Annotated in this window: 14 protein-coding genes; 8 read left to right on the top strand and 6 right to left on the bottom strand. The window is 72.8% G+C overall.

The window, feature by feature from the left end:
- Positions 1 to 85: 85 nt before the first annotated feature.
- From ACFVYS_RS15635 to ACFVYS_RS15625, 3 genes are all read left to right on the top strand, one after another.
- Positions 86 to 1876 carry a hypothetical protein gene (locus ACFVYS_RS15635; RefSeq protein ID WP_389502347.1) on the top strand — a complete coding sequence of 597 codons (1791 nt, stop codon included), beginning with the start codon at positions 86 to 88 and terminating at the stop codon, positions 1874 to 1876.
- Positions 1873 to 3822, top strand: coding sequence for a glycogen debranching N-terminal domain-containing protein (locus ACFVYS_RS15630; RefSeq protein ID WP_389502345.1), 1950 nt, complete (start codon positions 1873 to 1875; stop codon positions 3820 to 3822). Before ACFVYS_RS15635 ends, ACFVYS_RS15630 begins: the two co-directional genes overlap by 4 nt.
- A gap of 396 nt (positions 3823 to 4218) precedes the next feature.
- The gene (locus tag ACFVYS_RS15625; protein ID WP_389502433.1) at positions 4219 to 5955 is read left to right on the top strand and encodes a CDP-alcohol phosphatidyltransferase; all 1737 of its coding nucleotides are present in this window, start codon (positions 4219 to 4221) and stop codon (positions 5953 to 5955) included.
- A 29-nt stretch (positions 5956 to 5984) separates the two neighbouring features.
- Here ACFVYS_RS15625 and dusB read toward each other — a convergent pair whose 3' ends face one another.
- Complete coding sequence (gene dusB, locus ACFVYS_RS15620; RefSeq protein ID WP_389502343.1) at positions 5985 to 7151, bottom strand: tRNA dihydrouridine synthase DusB; 1167 nt, start codon at positions 7149 to 7151, stop codon at positions 5985 to 5987.
- A gap of 210 nt (positions 7152 to 7361) precedes the next feature.
- Here dusB and ACFVYS_RS15615 point away from each other — a divergent pair, with 210 nt between their 5' ends.
- Positions 7362 to 8807 (top strand): MFS transporter, encoded by a 1446-nt coding sequence (locus ACFVYS_RS15615; protein ID WP_389502341.1) that lies wholly within the window; start codon positions 7362 to 7364, stop codon positions 8805 to 8807.
- Here the strand turns inward: ACFVYS_RS15615 and ACFVYS_RS15610 are convergent.
- Complete coding sequence (locus ACFVYS_RS15610; protein ID WP_389502339.1) at positions 8797 to 9867, bottom strand: helix-turn-helix domain-containing protein; 1071 nt, start codon at positions 9865 to 9867, stop codon at positions 8797 to 8799. The two genes, ACFVYS_RS15615 and ACFVYS_RS15610, sit on opposite strands and share 11 nt — an antisense overlap.
- 101 nt (positions 9868 to 9968) lie before the next feature.
- On the opposite strand from ACFVYS_RS15610, the gene ACFVYS_RS15605 reads away from it, so the two are divergent.
- The 3 genes from ACFVYS_RS15605 to ACFVYS_RS15595 all read left to right on the top strand — a co-directional run bounded on the left by ACFVYS_RS15605 (position 9969) and on the right by ACFVYS_RS15595 (position 12939).
- Positions 9969 to 11399, top strand: a complete 1431-nt coding sequence (locus ACFVYS_RS15605; RefSeq protein WP_389502337.1) for an MFS transporter — start codon at positions 9969 to 9971, stop codon at positions 11397 to 11399.
- Between the two features lie 114 nt (positions 11400 to 11513).
- Positions 11514 to 11732, top strand: coding sequence for a hypothetical protein (locus tag ACFVYS_RS15600; protein WP_020132980.1), 219 nt, complete (start codon positions 11514 to 11516; stop codon positions 11730 to 11732).
- 61 nt (positions 11733 to 11793) lie between these two features.
- Complete coding sequence (locus ACFVYS_RS15595) at positions 11794 to 12939, top strand: serine hydrolase domain-containing protein (protein ID WP_389502335.1); 1146 nt, start codon at positions 11794 to 11796, stop codon at positions 12937 to 12939.
- Positions 12940 to 12953: 14 nt separating this feature from the next.
- Here ACFVYS_RS15595 and ACFVYS_RS15590 read toward each other — a convergent pair whose 3' ends face one another.
- On the bottom strand, positions 12954 to 14276 hold the full coding sequence (locus tag ACFVYS_RS15590; protein WP_389502333.1) for an MFS transporter: 1323 nt from the start codon (positions 14274 to 14276) through the stop codon (positions 12954 to 12956).
- A 134-nt stretch (positions 14277 to 14410) separates the two neighbouring features.
- Between ACFVYS_RS15590 and ACFVYS_RS15585 the strand changes: the two genes are divergently transcribed.
- On the top strand, positions 14411 to 15346 hold the full coding sequence (locus tag ACFVYS_RS15585) for a LysR family transcriptional regulator (RefSeq protein ID WP_389502331.1): 936 nt from the start codon (positions 14411 to 14413) through the stop codon (positions 15344 to 15346).
- Positions 15347 to 15357: 11 nt separating this feature from the next.
- Here the strand turns inward: ACFVYS_RS15585 and ACFVYS_RS15580 are convergent, their stop codons facing one another.
- The 3 genes from ACFVYS_RS15580 to ACFVYS_RS15570 are packed head-to-tail and all read right to left on the bottom strand — an operon-like array spanning position 15358 to position 17946.
- Positions 15358 to 16314 carry a UTP--glucose-1-phosphate uridylyltransferase gene (locus tag ACFVYS_RS15580; RefSeq protein ID WP_389502329.1) on the bottom strand — a complete coding sequence of 319 codons (957 nt, stop codon included), beginning with the start codon at positions 16312 to 16314 and terminating at the stop codon, positions 15358 to 15360.
- Positions 16314 to 16910: a TetR family transcriptional regulator gene (locus ACFVYS_RS15575; protein ID WP_389502327.1), complete on the bottom strand. Its 597-nt coding sequence runs from the start codon at positions 16908 to 16910 to the stop codon at positions 16314 to 16316. Before ACFVYS_RS15575 ends, ACFVYS_RS15580 begins: the two co-directional genes overlap by 1 nt.
- 25 nt (positions 16911 to 16935) lie before the next feature.
- Positions 16936 to 17946, bottom strand: coding sequence for an aldo/keto reductase (locus ACFVYS_RS15570; protein ID WP_389502326.1), 1011 nt, complete (start codon positions 17944 to 17946; stop codon positions 16936 to 16938).
- Positions 17947 to 17953 lie beyond the last annotated feature (7 nt).

Raw genomic sequence — 17953 nt, 5'->3', positions numbered from 1 at the left:
TATTGAGTTTTGCGTGTTAAATAGACGTAACCCTATGGTAGCCACCGCTGAACCGGTCGGCCTTGTCGTCTTCGGGGAGCCCCGAGTGGATCGCACCGCCCAGCTCATCGCCCGCCCGGCGGAGTACGCCGTTGCATACGATCCGGCGGGTCCGCCCGGTCCGCCGCACCTCGGGGCCCCGGCACCCGGGACTCCGCACCTCGCGGCTCTGCGCCGCAGGGCGGCGAGCGTCCTGGCGGGCAACTGGACGGGTACGTCGACGGTTCCCTCACCCGGCCTGTACCCGCACCAGTGGTCCTGGGACTCGGCCTTCATCGCCATCGGCCTGCGGCACGTCTCGCCGCGCCGGGCGCAGACGGAGCTGGAGACGCTGCTGGACGCCCAGTGGGGCGACGGCCGCATCCCGCACATCGTGTTCAACCCCTCCGTGCCGCTCGACGCGTACTTCCCGAGCCCGGACTTCTGGCGCTCCTCGACCGCGGGGCGCGCTGCGGGCGCCCCGCGCACCGTACAGACCTCCGGCATCGTGCAGCCACCGGTGCACGCGCTCGCGGCCTGGCTGGTGCACTGCGCCGACCCGGGACTCTCACGCGCCCGCGGCTTCCTCACCCGGGTGTACCCCCGGCTGGCCGCCTGGCACCGCTACCTGCTGCACCGGCGCGACCTGGGCGGGGGCGGGCTGGTGTCCGTCGTCCATCCGTGGGAGCAGGGCATGGACAACGCGCCGAGCTGGGACGCGCCGCTCGCCCGGGTCGCCCCGGCCCCGGCCCGCTCCTTCCGGCGCGCCGACCTCGACCACGGGGCGCCCGAGGACCGTCCGACGGACCTGGACTACGGGCGGTACGTGCGGCTGGCCACGGAGTACCGGGACGCCGGATACCGCGACGGCGGAGTGCGCGACAGCGCGTACGGCGACGGCCGGGCGCGGGACGGCGGACACCTCGACGGCCGAGCGCGGGACGGCGGACATCGCGACGGCAGGGACGAGAACGACCGCGATCAGAACCGCGGGACCAAGGACGGCAGGCCGCAGGGCGGGCGGGACGAAGACGGCAGGCCGCGGGACGGGTGGGAGCAGGGCGGGCGGAAGAAGGGCGGGCGGGAGCAGGGCGGCGGGTTCGAGGGCGCGTCCGGTGTGGGGGGCCAGGGGGCCGGGGGTGCGGAGTTCGCCGTCGAGGATCCCGCCTTCAACGCGCTGCTGATCGCCTCCGAGCACGCCCTCGCGCACATCGCGTACGAGCTGGGCGCGACCGGCACGGCCCGGCACGCGCGCGCCGAGCGGCTCACGGCGGCGCTCGTCGAGCGGCTGTGGGACCCGGCGGAGGGCATGTTCTTCTGCCGGGATCTGCGCGGCGGGGATCCCGACCCGGGCCGACGCCCGCTCACCGGCGCCCTCGTCCCGGAGCGGGGCGTCTCCGGCCTCGTCCCCCTTCTCCTGCCCGGCCTGCCGCGCGAGGTGGCCGCCGCGCTCGTCCGCACCCTGCGCGGCCCGCACTTCGGCCTGGGCACCACCACCCGCCTCGCGCCCAGCTACGACCTCCTCGGCGAGGCCTTCGACCCGCACCGCTACTGGCGCGGCCCGGCCTGGTTCAACACGAGCTGGCTGCTCGAACGGGGCCTCAGGCTGCACGGCGACGAGACCGGCGCGGACGCGCTGCGCCGGGCCGTGCTGGACATCGCGGACACCTCCGGCTTCGCGGAGTACGTCGACCCGTACACCGGCGAGGCCTGCGGGGCGACCGGCTTCAGCTGGACCGCCGCGCTCACGCTCGACCTGCTGCACGACGACACCACGTCAGGCACGGGTGTCATGGCCGGCCCGGGAATCCCGGCCGGCCCGGGTATCACGGCTCTCAAGGGAGGGGACCGGGGATGACGGACCGACATCATCTGCTCGTGTACGGCGGGACGTTCGCCGCCGTGGGCGACCGCGGGGACATCAGCGGCGTAGGGGGCTCCGGGGTGGCCGCGGGATCCCCCGAGGGGTTGTTCGTCCGCGACGCCCGGCACCTCAGCCGCTGGCAGCTGACGGTCGACGGCGCCGTGCCGGAGGTGCTCTCGCCGGTCGCGGACGGGGACACCACGCGGTGCGTGCTCGTCCCGCGCGGCGGCCGCAACGAGCCGCCGTCCTGCACGCTGTTCCGTGAACAGGCCGTCGGTGACAGCTCGTTCGTGGAGTCGCTGCGGGTCGTCAGCAACCGCCCGGTGCCGACGACGGTCCGCCTCGCGGTCACCGCCGACGCCGACTTCACCGACCAGTTCGAACTGCGCTCCGACCACCGTACGTACGCGAAGACCGGCGTCGTCCGCCGCCGCCAGATCCTCGACGACGGCGTGGAGTTCACCTACCGGCGCGGCGAGTGGAAGTCCTGTACGACGGTGACCGCGGAGCCCGTGCCCGACGGCATCGAGGAGACCGGCACCGGCGCCCGCCGGCTGGTGTGGAAGCTGGAGCTCGAACCGCACGGCTCCGCCGAGCTGACCCTGCGGGTGATGGCCCGGCCGCACGGCGAGAAGCGGACCCTGCGGGTGCCCCGCTCACCGGCCTCGGTCACCGGACAACTCCTCGCGCAGGAAGGCGAGTTCGTAGAGGGCGTGGCCTTCCCGACCGGCTGGCCCGAGCTGGCCGCGGCCTGCGCGCGCGGTCTCGCGGACCTGGCCTCGCTCCAGGTCCAGGCGACCGGGCCGGACGGCGAGGAGCTGCGTGTCCCGGCGGCGGGCGCCCCCTGGTTCCTGACCCTGCTGGGCCGTGACGCCCTGCTCACCTCGCTGTTCTCCCTCCCCTACCGGCCCCGCCCGGCCGCCGCCACGCTGCTCGCGCTCGCCGCGGCGCAGGCCACCGAGACCGGTCCGCGGACGGTGTCCCAGCCCGGCAAGATCGTGCACGAGGTGCGGCACGGCGAACTCGCCCACTTCGAGCAGGTCCCGTACGGCCGCTACTACGGCTCGGTGGACGCGACCCCGCTGTTCCTCGTCCTCCTGGGCGCGTATGTCGAGCAGACCCGTGACATGACGCTGGCCCGCAAGCTGGAGCCGCACGCCCGCGCGGCGATCGGCTGGATGCTGGACCACGGCGGGCTCACCTCGCGCGGCTACCTGGTGTACCGGGCCGACCAGGGCGGTCTGGCCAACCAGAACTGGAAGGACTCCCCCGGCGCCATCTGCTCCGCGGACGGCACCCGCGCGACCGGAGCGGTGATGGCGGCGGGGGCCCAGGGCTACGCGTACGACGCGCTGCGCCGCACGGCATGGGTGGCGCGCACGGTGTGGGAGGACGAGAAGTACGCGGCCCTGCTGGAACAGGCGGCCGCCGACCTGCGGGACCGGTTCCAGCGGGACTTCTGGATGCGGGAGCGTTCCTTCCCGGCGATCGCCCTGGACGGCGAGGGCCGCCAGGTCGACGCGCTCGCCTCGGACGCCGGACATCTGCTCTGGTCGGGCCTGCTGGACAAGGAGTACGGGGAGCTGGTGGGCCGGCGGCTGCTCGAACCGGACTTCTTCTCCGGCTGGGGCGTACGCACCCTGGCGTCCGGGCAGCCGGCGTACCACCCGCTGTCCTACCACCGCGGTTCGGTCTGGCCGCACGACAACGCGCTGATCACGCTGGGCCTCGCCCGCTACGGCCTGCATGACGAGGCCCGTACGGTCGCCCATGCGCTGGTCGACGCGGCGACCGCGACCGGGCACCGCCTCCCCGAGGTTCTCGCGGGCTACGGGCGGGACACCCACGCGGAGCCGGTACCGTACCCGCACGCGTGTGTACGGGAGTCCCGTTCGGCAGCGGCCCCATTGGCGCTGCTCACGGCGGTCGGGGGCGCGTGACCGGCTGCTTGGCGCGCCGTTTGCGCGGTGTTTGCCGAGCGCTGGCCGAGGGCGGCTGAACGCGAGCCGAAGGCAGGCCGTACGAAACTGTGGCGGATCCGGCCCCATGCCGGATCCCCCGAACCGCCGGGCTTCGTACGGAAGGACCCTCGGGTGCCTGTCACCACTCGCTCATCCCAGCTGCCCACACCGCAGGACCCCGAGGACGACTCCGAGGACGCCGTGGAACCCGTCGACGGCGTCGATGCCGAGTCCGAGTCCGGTTCACGTTCCGAACCCCAACCCGGGCTCGAGTCCGAGTCCCGTTCCGAGCCCGTCGGCAGCGTCGGCGATATCGACGAGGTCGGTGAGGTCGGTGACGTCGGTGAGGTCGGCGGTGTCGATCGCGTCGCTTCCATGGAGGAGGACGCGGGGGCTCGGGCTGCCGAGAGCGAGCGCGCGCCCCGGGGTCTCCACGCCCGTATCCGGTACTGGCGTGACTGGCGGAGCCGGCGTCCTCGGGCGGCCCGGGTGGTGTGGTGGACGACGACCGTCCTGTCCCTGGCGCTGGTGCTCGGGGCGCTGCTGCTGCCGAACAGGCTCGTCGCGCTCCAGCTGAACCGGTTCACCCGGCTGCCCGGGGAGGCGATCATGGGTGCGGCCGTGCTGCTGGCCCTGCCGCGTCGGCCGCGGGTGATCTTCGCGGCGGTGTGCGGCGTGCTGCTCGGCGCGCTGACGGTGCTCAACATGCTCGACATGGGCTTCGTGGACTACCTGGGCCGCGACTTCAACCTCGTCCTGGACTGGGGCCTGCTGGACGACGCCCAGTCCTACGTCGCGGACTCGATGGGCCGGGCGACTGCCGTCGGCGCCGCGATCGGCCTCGTCCTGCTCATCGCCCTGCTGTTCGTCACCATGGCCTTGGCGACGGTGCGCATCAGCAACCTGATGATGCGCGACACCCGGCTGGCGACTCGGGCCACGCTGATCGCCGCCACCGTATGGGTCACCTGCTCCGTCCTCGGTATCCAGAACGCCGGGGTGCCGGTCTCCTCCTACCGCACCGCGAACGCGCTCGCCAACGAGGCCAGGGCGGTCCGGGACACCCTCCGGGACGAGGCCGCGTTCGGCAAGGAGGCCCGCTACGACACGTTCGGGGCCACCCCGGCCGACCAGCTCGTGCCGGACCTGCGCGGCAAGGACGTCATCTTCACCTTCATCGAGAGCTACGGCCGCAGCGCCATCGAGGATCCGGGCATGGCGCCGGGCGTCAACGAGACGCTGGACACCAGCACCGCGGCCCTGACGAAGGCCGGCTTCAGCGCGAAGAGCGGCTGGCTGACCTCGGCGACGTACGGCGGCAGCAGCTGGCTCGGCCACTCCACCACCTTGTCCGGCCTGTGGGTCGACAACCAGCAGCGGTACCGCACGGTCATGGCCAGCGACCACCTGTCCCTGACCAAGGTGTTCCAGAAGACCGGCGCCTGGGACACGGTCGGCATCATGCCGGGCGTGCAGAAGGGCTGGCCGGAGCAGAAGTTCTACGGCCTGGACAAGGTCTACAACGCCTTCCAGATGGGCTACCAGGGGCCGAAGTTCAGCTGGTCGACCATGCCCGACCAGTACGCCCTGGAGGCCTTCCAGCGGCTGGAGCACGGCCGCACCGACCGCGACAAGCCGCTGATGTCGGAGATCATCCTGACCTCGAGCCACCAGCCCTGGGCGCCGATCCCGAAGATGGTCGGCTGGGACGAACTCGGCGACGGCTCGGTCTTCGAAGGCATCCAGGCGGACGGTGAGAAGGCGTCCGACGTCATCGCCGACTCCGGCAAGTCCAAGAAGGAGTACGGCAAGTCCGTCCAGTACTCGGTGACCGCCCTCACCCAGTGGCTGGAGCGCTACGGCACCGACGACACCGTCCTGGTGTTCCTCGGCGACCACCAGCCCATCAGCCGGGTCAGCGGCAACAACGCCAGCCGGGACGTGCCCGTCTCGATCGTCGCCAAGGACCCGAAGGTCCTCGACAAGATCGCCGCCTGGAACTGGACGGACGGCCTGAAGCCGGCCCACGACGCTCCGGTGTGGAAGATGAGCTCGTTCCGCGACAGGTTCCTGACGGCGTACGGCTCGACCCCGCACCCGTCGAAGAACTGAGCGCCGGCACCCGGACGGCTCAGGGGACGTCAGCCGCCGGAGGTGTCCAGTTCCGCGTCCTCGCTGATGCCCGCGCAGTCGTACGGGTCCTTCAGCCAGCCGTCCGGCAGCACGACCCTGTTGTTGCCGGAGGTGCGGCCCCGGGGGCCGTCGGCGCCGGTGGGCCAGGGCTGGTCGAGGTCCAGCTCGTCGAGACCGGCCCGGAGTTCGGCGAGCGACGAGGTGATGGCCAGCCGCTTGCGCATCTCGGAGCCGACCGCGAAGCCCTTGAGGTACCAGGCGACATGCTTGCGGAAGTCGATGACGCCGCGCGGCTCGTCGCCGATCCACTCGCCGAGCAGGGTGGCGTGCCGGACCATGATGTCGGCGACCTCGCGGAGCGAGGGCCGGGCGATGTCCTCGGTCCGGCCCTCGAAGGCGGCCACGAGGTCGGCGAACAGCCAGGGCCGGCCGAGGCAGCCGCGTCCGACGACCACGCCGTCGCAGCCGGTCTCGCGCACCATGCGCAGCGCGTCCTCGGCCGACCAGATGTCGCCGTTGCCGAGGACGGGGATCTCCGGGACGTGTTCCTTGAGGCGGGCGATCGCCTCCCAGTCGGCGGTGCCGCCGTAGTGCTGGGCGGCGGTGCGTCCGTGCAGCGCGATCGCGGTGACGCCCTCCTCGACGGCGATCCGGCCCGCGTCGAGGTAGGTGATGTGGTCGTCGTCGATGCCCTTGCGCATCTTCATCGTCACCGGCAGGTCGCCGGCCCCGCTCACCGCCTCGCGCAGGATCGCCCGCAGCAGAGGGCGCTTGAAGGGAAGCGCGGAGCCGCCGCCCTTGCGGGTCACCTTGGGGACCGGGCAGCCGAAGTTCAGGTCGATGTGGTCGGCGAGGCCCTCTTCCGCGATCATGCGGACGGCCTTGCCGACGGTGGCCGGGTCGACGCCGTACAGCTGGATCGAGCGCGGCTTCTCGGTCGCGTCGAAGTGGATCAGCTGCATGGTCTTCTCGTTGCGCTCGACCAGTGCCCGTGTCGTGATCATCTCGCTCACGAACAGACCCTTGCCCCCGCTGAACTCCCGGCACAGGGTCCGGAAGGGAGCGTTGGTGATCCCGGCCATGGGGGCCAGGACGACCGGTGGGGTGACGGCGTGCGGGCCGATCCGGAGGGCGGTGTTCGGGGTCGCGTTCTGCGTGGGCGCGGTCGTGGGCATCCACCCATTGTCACGCATCGGACGGTGTGCCCGGCCGCGGGTTTCCCGCGCCCCTCCCACCGCCCCGTACCCGTGCGCTCGCCTCCACCCGCACCCCCGCACCCCCACCTGCACCCGTGATCACCTCCGTGATCGCCCGTATGACCAGAGGAAGCTCATGTAGCGACCATTAGTTAGGCGCACTATCGATATCGGCGTACGATGAACCGCATGCCCGAGCTCAGCCCTCGCCGACGTCTGCTGGTGCTCGCGATCTGCTGCATGAGCCTGCTGATCGTGAGTCTCGACGTCACCGTTCTCAATGTCGCCCTGCCCGCGATGCAGAGCGATCTGCACGCCTCCACCGCCGGCCTCCAGTGGACGATCGACGCGTACACGCTCGTGCTGGCCGTGCTGCTGATGCTGGCGGGATCGACCGCCGACCGGATCGGCCGCAAGAAGGTCTTCATGGCCGGCCTGGTCGTGTTCACGATCGGCTCGCTGCTGTGCTCGCTCGCCCCGAACCTGGAACTGCTGGTCGCGGCCCGGATGGTGCAGGCGGTCGGCGGCTCCATGCTGAACCCGGTCGCCATGTCGATCATCACCAACACGTTCACCGACCCCCGCGGGCGGGCTCGCGCCATCGGGGTGTGGGGCGCGGTCGTGGGCATCTCGATGGCCGCGGGTCCGCTGCTGGGCGGTCTCCTGGTGGAGTCCGTCGGCTGGCGGTCGATCTTCTGGCTCAACCTGCCGATCGGCCTGGTCGCCCTGCTGGCGACCCTGCGGTACGTCCCCGAGTCCCGCGCGCCGAAGGCCCGCCGCCCCGACCCGGTCGGCCAGCTGCTGGTCATCGCCCTGTTCGGCCCCCTCACCTACGCGATCATCGAGGCGCCGGAGGCGGGCGCCTCGACCAGTCTCCCCTTCGCCGCGGTGGCGCTGGCCGCGCTGATCGGCCTGCTCCGGTACGAGTCCCGGCGCGACGAACCCCTCGTCGACCTGCGCTTCTTCCGGTCGGTCCCGTTCAGCGGGGCGACCGTGGTCGCGGTCGCCGCGTTCGCCACGCTGGGCGGGTTCCTGTTCCTGTCCACGCTGTACCTGCAGAACGTACGGGGTCTCGACGCCCTGCACGCCGGGCTGTGGATGTTGCCCATGGCCGTGCCGATGTTCCTGTGCGCCCCGCTGTCCGGACGGCTGGTCGGCAGCCGGGGACCGCGGCTGCCCCTGCTGATCTCGGGCGCCGCGATCACGACGAGCGGGCTGCTGTTCGCCGTCTTCGAGGCGGAGACGTCGGACGTGACGCTGTTCCTCGGGTACGTGCTGTTCGGCGTGGGCTTCGGGTTCGTGAACGCGCCGATCACGAACACGGCGGTGTCCGGCATGCCGCGCGGTCAGGCGGGCGTCGCGGCGGCGGTCGCCTCCACCAGCCGCCAGCTGGGCCAGACGCTGGGCGTCGCGGTGATCGGCGCGGTCCTCGCGGCGGGCGTGAGCACCTCGGCGTACCGCGACACCTTCGTCTCCGCCGCCGTCCCCGGCTGGTGGATCCTCACCGGCTGCGGTGCCGTCGTCCTGGTCCTGGGCGCCGTGACCACCGGATCCTGGGCCCGGCGGACGGCCGAAAGGACCGCGCGACGGCTGGAGTCGCCGGAGGTCCGGGAGGCCGCGAGCCTCAGCGCCTGACCCCGCGCTCCGGGGCCTCCGCGGCCCCGGCGGCCTCGGTGATCTGCGCGGTTCCCCCGGCCTCCGCGGCCTCGGCGGAAGACACCCGCGCGAGCGCGTACAGCTTCTCCAGCCGCTCCCGCGTCACCTCGTCCGCCGGTGCGTACGTCACCAGCCGCGCCCCGAGTTCCGGGCTCAGCCAGAGGTCGGTGTGGGTGAGATCGAGGAGGCCGACGTGCGGGTTGCGGAACTGCTTGGTCTTGCTGCGGGTCGCGATGACCTCGTAGCGCTCCCAGTTCTCGCGGAACTCCGGTGACTCCGACTGAAGTCGCTTGACCAGCATCTTCCAGGCGGGCTCGGTGAGATGGCCGGCCATGGAGGCGCGGAGCTTCGCGGCCATCAGGCGCATGGTCTCGTCGAGGTGGACGATCGACTCGCGCCACTGCGGGTGGGTGTGGACCAGGACCATGCAGTTGCGGTCCTCGGGCGGGATCGCGTCGAGGTCGCAGAGCAGACGGGCGTAGGTGCGGTTGTAGGCCAGGATGTCGTAGCGGCTGTTCTGGACGCAGGCCGGCAGCGGGTCGAGCTGGTCGAGCACCTCGCGTACGGCGTCGGTGACCCCGGCGCACGACGAGGCGGGCGTCGGGTCGGTCGCGGCGGCCAGCTGGAAGAGGTGCGCCCGTTCGCTCGGGTCGAGCAGCAGGGTGCGGGCGAGGGCGTCGAGGACCTGGACCGAGACCTGGATGTCCCGGGACTGTTCGAGCCAGGTGTACCAGGTGACGCCCACGGCCGAGAGGTGGGCGACCTCCTCGCGGCGCAGCCCCGGGGTCCGGCGGCGCGCTCCGCGCGGGAGGCCCACCTGCTCGGGCGTGATCCGCTCGCGGCGGTTGCGCAGGAAGGCGGCCAGCTCGTGGCGCCGGATCTCCGAGCCGCCGGCCCCGCGCGACTCGCGGGCCTTCTGGACCTCGCGGGCCGCCTCCGCCGCACGGACCTCCTGGGCCTCCTGGGCCTCACGAGTCCCCTGCGCCTGGCGGATCGCCTGGGCCTCGCGCGCGCGTGTTTCCTGGGCCATCGTCGTCATGCCTCCAGCGTGCGGCCGCCCGGACCCTGTTGCCAGGTACTCCTTCTACCAGGATAAGAAGCATCTGGTACCCGGCTGAGCGGCGGCGCAGGCTCGGGAGCGTGACTGAAACCATCGCCACCCCAGCCGCCGCACGGACGGTCGCGGCGCCCCGCGCGCTCGGCTCGCTCGGGCTGTTCACCGTGCTGCTCGGCGCGGCACTGCCCCTGATCGACTTCTTCATCGTCAACGTCGCCCTGCCCACCATGGGCCGGGATCTCGCCGCGAGCGAGTCCGTCCTCGAACTCGTCGTCGCCGGGTACGGGCTCGCGTACGCCGTCCTGCTCGTGCTGGGCGGCCGGCTCGGTGACCTGTTCGGCCGCCGTCGGCTCTTCCTGGCCGGCATGGCCGCCTTCGGCCTGACCTCGCTGGCCTGCGGACTCGCGCCCGACGCGTGGTCGCTGGTCGCGGCCCGGGTCGCCCAGGGCGCGTCCGCCGCCGCGATGGTCCCGCAGGTGCTGGCCACCATCCAGTCGTCCACCGAGGGGCCGCGACGTGCCAAGGCGATGAGCCTGTACGGCGCGACCGCCGGGCTGGCCATGGTCGCGGGCCAGATCCTGGGCGGCGTGCTGGTCGCCGCGGACCTCGCCGGCAGCGGCTGGCGGTCCGTGTTCCTCGTGAACGTCCCCGTGGTGGTCGTCGGGCTCGTCCTCGCCGTCCGTACCGTCCCGGAGACGCGCTCGCAGCACCCCGAGCCCGCGGACGGACCCGGTACCGTGCTCCTCGCCGCCGCCCTGCTGACGCTGCTCGCCCCGCTCACCGAGGGCCGGGCGGCGGGCTGGCCGCTGTGGACGTGGCTGTCGCTGGCCGCGTTCCCGCTGGTGACGGGCGCGTTCCTCGCGGTGGAGCGGCGGGCCGACCGGCAGGGCCGCACCCCGCTGGTGCCGCCGAGCCTGTTCGCGCTCACCACGCTGCGGCGCGGGCTGACGATCATGGTGCCGTTCGCGATCGGCTTCAGCGGGTTCATGTTCGTCATCGCCGTGGCGCTCCAGAGCGGAGCAGGGCTGGGCCCGGTGCCGGCCGGTCTGGCGCTCGCGCCGATGGCCGTGGCCTTCCTCCTCGTCTCGCTGGCCGGGCCACGGCTGGTGGCGCGGTTCGGGGCCCGGGTGGTCGCGGCGGGCTCGGTGGTCCAGGGCGTGGGTGTCGTTCTCATCCTGCTGGCGGTGCGCGCCGACTGGCCGGACGTCGGCTTCGTCGGGCTGCTGCCGGGCGCGGCGGTCGCCGGTGCGGGGCAGGCGCTCCAACTGCCCGTCGTCATGCGGATCGTGATGTCCGAGGTGCCTGCGGCCCGCGCGGGCGTCGGCAGCGGGGTGATGGTGACCACCCAACAGGCCTCGCTGGCGCTGGGTGTGGCCACTCTCGGCACCCTGTTCCTGTCCCTGGTACCGGGGATGGGCATGCGGGACGCCCTGGTCACCACGCTGGTCGTGCAGTTGGGCGGGGTCGTCGTGACGGGGCTGCTGAGCCTGCGGCTGCCGCGCAAGGTGGGGTGACCCCGGCCGCCCGGTCGGGGCCGGGGAACGGTTCGGCGAACTCGACCGGACGAAACCCCTGTTGATGTTGTTCTTGCTGCACACTCCTTGCTGGCCGAGATTCAGGGAGGCGTGGTGCTGGAGATCAACACGAGCAAGGTGAGCCGCTGGGACCAGCACGGGCGGGAGCATGTCGTCAGAGTGCGGCGCGCCGGAGTGCAGCGCACGATCAGATGTGACACCTGCGGCTGGCGCAAGGGGGCGCAGTTCCTGCCCTGGCTGAAGGCCGAGGAACATCTCGCCGAGGCGCATCAGGCGACGGTGGATCCCTCGGAGGGCCGCGAGCCGCGATGACTTTCGGTCGTCCCGGGGGTCAGAGGGACGACCAGTGGCAATCGCACCCGGAGGCCGGCCCATGAGCGCTCTGCACGAGACCCTGCGACGGTACGTCGACGACGGCACCGTACCCGGAGCGGTGGGCCTCGTGGCCCGCGGCGGCTCGGTGGAGGTGGTGACCGCCGGTTCGCGGGACATCGAGGGCACCGCCCCGATGGACCGGGAGTCCCTCTTCCGGATCGCCTCGATCACCAAGCCGGTCACGGCGGCGGCGCTGCTGATGCTGGTGGAGGAGGGGCGCCTTGCCCTGGACTCGCCGGTGGCCGAGTGGCTGCCCGAGCTGGCGGACCCGGTGGTGGTCCGCACGCCGTCCGCTCCCGTCGACGACGTGGTGCCGGCGGTCCGCCCGGTCACGGTCGAGGACCTGCTGAGCTCCCGGCCGGGCTGGGGCTTCCCGTCCGACTTCTCGCACCCGGCGGTGCAGGCCCTGTTCGGCGTGCAGAAGGACGGCCGGGCCCCGCAGGCCTACCCGGACCCGGACACCTGGCTGGCGGACCTGGCCCGCGTGCCCATGGTGTACCAGCCGGGCGAGGCCTGGCTGTACGGCACCGCCTCCGACCTCCAGGGCATCCTGATCGCGCGGGTGTCCGGCCGCACACTGCCCGAGTTCCTCGCGGAACGGATCTTCGAGCCGCTCGGCATGAGGGACACGGCGTTCGAGGTCCCGAAGGAGAAGCGGGACCGTTTCACCACCGCCTACCGTTCCGACGGCACGGGCGCGCTGGAGGTGGCGGACGCCCCGGACGGCGGGTGGAGCCGCGTTCCGGCCTTCCCGTCGGGCGGCGGCGGGCTGGCGTCCACGGCCGACGACTGGCTGGCGTTCGCCCGTCTGCTCCTGGGCGGCGGCGAGGCCGACGGCCGTACCCTTCTCTCCCCGACCTCGGTGAGCCGCATGACGACCAATCATCTGACGGCTCAGCAACGGGAGTTGGGCTCCCTGTTCCTGGAGGGCCAGGGCTGGGGATACGGCGGCGGGGTCGATGTCTCCCCCGTCGACCCCTGGAACGTCCCCGGCCGCTACGGCTGGGTCGGCGGCACGGGCACGACGGCCCACATCGTCCCGCGGACGGGCACCGTCACGGTCCTCCTCACCCAGGTGGCGATGGAGAACCCGACACCCACGCCCCTGATGCGGGACTTCTGGCGGTGCACGGCGGGGAGCTGACCTTGGGGCGGGTCTCACCGGGGCCCGTCGGGAGCGGTTCGGCGCCGGGTCCGCCCCGGCCCCGGCTTCGGCTCCAGCCCCGGCTCGGGCCCCGGCTCGGAGAGATGCGCTGCCGCGCGGCGGGGCAGCAGCAGCGGGGTGGCCAGCAGGAGCACGCCGGCCAGGCCGATGGCCGTACGCGGGCCGAGCAGGCCGCCCAGCACGCCCCAGACGGCGGTCAGGAGCGCGGTCGACGCCTTGGTCGTCACCGCCCAGGCGGACAGGGTGCGGGTGACCCGGTCGGTCGCGGTGCGCGCCAGGCGGTAGGTGGCGTACACGGGGTTGAAGACCCCGCAGCAGAAGATGAGCCCGAGCTCGACCCCCATCACCAGCAGCAGTCCGCCGGTGCCCGGACCGAGGAACGCCAGGCCGACGGGCCAGATCGCGCGCAGCATCCCCGACCCGACCAGGATCCGGTGCTGCCCGAACCGGGTGACGAGCGGTCGGGCCAGCCGCGAGCCGAGCAGCCCGCCGATCGCGGGTGCGGCGAAGGCGAGACCGTACTGCCACGGCGCGAAGCCGAGCCGGCCGAGCATCAGGACGGCCAGCAGCGGCTGGGTGGCCATCACCAGGCCGTTGAACAGGGCGGTGTTGAAGAACAGGGGACGCAGCGCCGCGTCGGCGAGGATGTACCGCCAGCCGTCGAGCAGGTCTCCGGCCCGCATCCGCACGGCCTCCCGACGCTCGGCCGGCGGCTCGTGGCCGCCCATCGCGCGCAGGCCGAGGGCCGAGAGCAGGTAGCTGACCGCGTCGGCCACCACCGTCGCCACCGGACCGAGGAGCCCGATCGCCAAGCCGCCCAGCGGCGGGCCGACGATCGTGGTCGTCCAGGTGGTGGACTCGAACCGGGCGTTGGCCACGAGCAGGTCCTCGGCCGGCAGCAGTGTCTTCAGGAAGGCGCCGGAGGCGGCACGGAAGGTGATGTCGGCCGCCGCGACGACGACCGAGACCAGCAGGAGCTGCGGGAAGGTGAGGACGCCGAACGCGAACGCGGCGGGGATCGTCAGCAGCGCCGCGCACCGCACCAGGTCCGTCGCGATCAGCACCGGCCGCTTACGGCGAAACTCCACCCACGGGCCGAGCGGAACCGCCACGACCGCGCCCACCGCGGCCCCCACGGAGGCGAGCGCGGCGACCTCGGCCGGTCCGGCGTGCAGCACCTGGACGGCGATCAGCGGGAAGGCGCCGAAGGCGAGCCAGGTGCCGAGCGCGCTGGTTCCGTAGGCTCCCCAGAGCCAGCCGAACCGTCGCCCCAGCCGATGTCCGGCCGGCCGTCCCAACCGGTGCCCGCTCCTCATGTCCGCCGCCCCTCGCCCCGCATCCGCACAACCGATCCGCGTCCCGAGGCATCAAAGCGAGCATCGCATTCGGGGATCAAACAACCGTGGGACCGCCTCACCACAACCATCGGTTGTATCCCTAGGGTGTCGCCATGGATCTCGACACCGTCCGGACCTTCGTCGCCGCCGCCGACGCGGGGCAGTTCCAGGAGGCCGCCGCCGAGCTGGCGGTCACCCAGCAGGCCGTCTCCAAGCGCATCGCCGCGCTGGAGCGCACCCTCGGGGTGCGGCTGTTCACCCGCACCCCGCGCGGCGCCGAACTCACCATCGACGGGCAGGCGTTCCTGCCCCACGCGCGCGAGCTGCTGCGCGTCACCGAGCGCGCGGTCGCGTCCGTGCGCACCGGCCACCGTCCGCTGCGCGTCGACGTGATCGCCTCACGCGGCGCGGCGACGGGCCTGATGCGCGGCTTCCACCGCGCACACCCCGAGATCGACCTCGACGTGGTGATGCTGTTCGACATCGAGAAGGCCGTCGCCGCCATTCGGTCCGGTGCGATCGACGCGTCCTTCCGTGCCGTCGCCGCGCCCGGCCGGCCGCTGCCCGAGGACATCGAGTCCGTCCGGGTGCTCGACGAGCCGCTCCAGCTCCTCACCGGCTCCGCCCACGCGCTGGCGGGCGCCCGCTCGGTGCCCCTGGCCCAGCTCGCCGGGCACCGGATCTGGATGCCCGGCCTCGCCCCCGGGACCGAGTGGACCGCCTACTACGACGACCTCGTCGCCGAGTTCGGCCTCACCATCGAGGCGACCGGCCCCAACTTCGGCTCGGACGCCCTTCTCGACACCATCGCCGACACCCCGGCCCTGGCCACCTTCATGGGCGGACAGACCCGCCTCGTCTGGCCCGCGGGACACGGCCTGCGTCTCATCCCGGTGACCGATCCGACGCCCGTCTATCCGCACTCGCTCCTCTGGCACCGGGACAACCCCCACCCGGCGCTGGCCACCCTGCGCGCCCACCTGGACGCCACCACGGCCGGCCACGACGCCGCCGGGACCTGGGCGCCGGGCTGGGTGACCCCGCGGTGAACCCGCCGCGCCTACGCGAGCGGGAACCGACCTGAGCGTTCTTCGGTCGGTGCGAGGGAAGCGGCCCGGTCACCGCGGGCGTCGAGGTCGCTGACCAGGCCCCGCAGCACCGGCCCGTACTCGGGGTGGGCCAGGGCGTGGGCCAGCTGGGCGACGAGGTAGTCGGCCGGGTTGCCGGTGTCGTACCAGCGGCCCTGGATGACCTGGCCGTACACCGCGCGGCCGCGGGCGTAGGCGTTGATGGCGTCGGTCAGGTAGATCTCGCCGGTCCGGTGCTCGTACCAGCGGCGGGTCTGCTCACGCAGTTCGTCGATGATGCCGGGGGTGACGACGTAACCGCCGATGGCCGCGTACGACGACGGTGCCCGCGCCGGGTCGGGTTTCTCGACGAGGCCGGTGATGCGCAGGGTGCCGTCGCCGAGGTCTTCCTTGACGACGGGGACGCCGTAGCGCTGGGAGTCGGCGGGGTCCATCGGCAGCAGGGCCAGCACCGGGCAGCCGGTCTGCTCGTAGGCGCGGATCAGCTGCTGGGCGCGGGGGGTCTCGGCGACGAAGACGTCGTCGGGCCACAGGACCAGGACCGGCTCGTCCCCGAAGGAGCGGGCGGCGTTCAGCACCGGGGTGCCGTTGCCGTACGGGCCGCGCTGGTCGAGGTAGGTGATGTGGCCCCTGCGGGCCAGCTCGGCCACCTCCTCGACCGCGTCCGCGTAGGCCGTCTTGCCGTCGGCGCGAAGCTGCTCGACGAGGGCCGGGTTGGGGCGGAAGTGGTCCTGGATCAGGCTCTTGCCGCCGGAGACGACGATGGTGATGTCGGTGATGCCCGAGTCCACCAGCTCGCGCACGGTGTGCTCGATCACCGGCTTGTCGCCGACCGGGAGCATCTCCTTCGGGATCGCCTTGGTGAGGGGCAGCAGCCGCGAGCCCAGCCCGGCGGCGGGGATCACGGCCCGGCGGATCGTCGGGGCCATCAGAGATTCCCCCGCAGCCCGCGCAGCAGCAGGTCCACCACCGCCGTGAAGTCCTCCTGGGCCCCCGATCGCTCCCACAGCCGGTGGTAGCCGGGGTCGTGGAAGCGCCCGGTGGCGTGGAAGACGGCGCGGGCGGTGGTCCTCGGGTCGGGGACGGCGAAGTCGCCCGCCGCCACTCCCGCCTCGATGATCCGGGTGAGCTGGCCGGTCAGGTCGGCGAGGTGTTCGCCGACCGCCTCGCCGCTCTCCCCGGCCAGCACCATGTAGGTGGCGAACAGCTCGGGGTCGTCGCCCGCCTTGCGCCGCTTGGCTTCGAAGAGCGCCGCGAGCCAGTCGCGCAGCCGGGTCTGCGGGGCGCGCGTCCCGTCGGCGGTGATGGTGGAGAGGGTCTCGGACATCCGGTCCAGCCACCGTTTCGTGACCGCCTCGCGCAGCGCCGCCTTCGTCCGGAAGTGCCGGTAGACGCTGCCGTGACTGACGCCGAGCGCGCGCGCCACGTCGACCACGGTGGCCTTGGCCGGTCCGTGGCGGCGCAGCACCTCCTCGGTCGCCTCGAGGATGCGCTCGGCGGTCAGGGTCTCGGTGGTCGGTGACATGCTCAGACCGTACCCGGAGGGCGGGTCAGCGCTCGCTGTCGAGGTGGGCCATCGCGGCGGCCGAGTAGCGCTCACCGGCGGCCGCGTCGGCCGGGACGGCGTCCTCGATCGCGGCGAGGTCGGCGGCCTCCAGGACGACGTCCAGCGCGCCCAGCGACTCCGCCAGCCGCTCCCTGGTCCGGGCGCCGACCAGCGGCACGATGTCCTCGCCCTGGGCCAGCACCCAGGCGATCGCGATCTGCGCGACGGACACGCCCTTCTGCTCGGCGATCTTCCGCAGGGCCTCCACCAGGTTCAGGTTGTGCTGGAGGTTGTCGCCCTGGAAGCGCGGCGAGTAGGCCCGGAAGTCGTTCGCGGCGAGCTTGCGGTCGGGGGTGAAGTGCCCGGAGATCAGCCCGCGCGACAGCACGCCGTACGCCGTGATGGAGATCCCCAGCTCCCGGGTGACCGGCAGGATCGACTTCTCGATGCCTCGCGAGATCAGCGCGTACTCGATCTGGAGGTCGGCGATCGGCGCGGTGGCGGCGGCCTTGCGGATGGTCTCGGCGCCGACCTCGCTGAGGCCGATGTGCCGGACGTACCCCTTCTCGACGAGCTCGGCGATCGCGCCGACCGTCTCCTCGATCGGTACGTCGGGGTCGAGCCGGGCGATGCGGTAGACGTCGATGTGGTCGACGCCCAGGCGCTGGAGGGAGTAGGCGGCGAAGTTCTTCACGGCTCCCGGACGACCGTCGTAGCCGCTCCAGCCGCCGTCGGGGTCGCGCAGGGCGCCGAACTTCACGCTGATCTGCGCCTGTTCGCGGCGGGCGGCGGGAGCGGTGCGCAGGGCTTCGCCGATCAGCAGCTCGTTGTGGCCCATGCCGTAGAAGTCGCCGGTGTCCAGCAGCGTCACGCCGGCCTCGAGGGCGGCGTGGATCGTCGCGATCCCCTCGGTCCGGTCCGCGTCGCCGTACAGCGCGGACATGCCCATGCAGCCGAGGCCGAGGGCGGAGACCTGGGGACCGGTGGTACCGAGGGAACGGGTTCGCATCGTCATGCACATC

Source organism: Streptomyces sp. NPDC058295, assembly GCF_042880655.1.
In the GTDB taxonomy this organism is placed as follows: domain Bacteria; phylum Actinomycetota; class Actinomycetes; order Streptomycetales; family Streptomycetaceae; genus Streptomyces; species Streptomyces coriariae.
This window is presented reverse-complemented; position numbering and strand designations above follow the sequence as displayed.

Coding starts and splice junctions, on each gene's coding strand:
- dusB (WP_389502343.1), bottom strand. CDS start 7,151: ATGCCCACGACCGCGCCCACGCAGAACGCGACCCCGAACACCGCCCTC.
- ACFVYS_RS15615 (WP_389502341.1), top strand. CDS start 7,362: ATGCCCGAGCTCAGCCCTCGCCGACGTCTGCTGGTGCTCGCGATCTGC.
- ACFVYS_RS15580 (WP_389502329.1), bottom strand. CDS start 16,314: ATGGCCCCGACGATCCGCCGGGCCGTGATCCCCGCCGCCGGGCTGGGC.
- ACFVYS_RS15630 (WP_389502345.1), top strand. CDS start 1,873: ATGACGGACCGACATCATCTGCTCGTGTACGGCGGGACGTTCGCCGCC.
- ACFVYS_RS15570 (WP_389502326.1), bottom strand. CDS start 17,946: ATGACGATGCGAACCCGTTCCCTCGGTACCACCGGTCCCCAGGTCTCC.
- ACFVYS_RS15590 (WP_389502333.1), bottom strand. CDS start 14,276: ATGAGGAGCGGGCACCGGTTGGGACGGCCGGCCGGACATCGGCTGGGG.
- ACFVYS_RS15595 (WP_389502335.1), top strand. CDS start 11,794: ATGAGCGCTCTGCACGAGACCCTGCGACGGTACGTCGACGACGGCACC.
- ACFVYS_RS15585 (WP_389502331.1), top strand. CDS start 14,411: ATGGATCTCGACACCGTCCGGACCTTCGTCGCCGCCGCCGACGCGGGG.
- ACFVYS_RS15625 (WP_389502433.1), top strand. CDS start 4,219: ATGGAGGAGGACGCGGGGGCTCGGGCTGCCGAGAGCGAGCGCGCGCCC.
- ACFVYS_RS15610 (WP_389502339.1), bottom strand. CDS start 9,867: ATGACGACGATGGCCCAGGAAACACGCGCGCGCGAGGCCCAGGCGATC.
- ACFVYS_RS15575 (WP_389502327.1), bottom strand. CDS start 16,910: ATGTCACCGACCACCGAGACCCTGACCGCCGAGCGCATCCTCGAGGCG.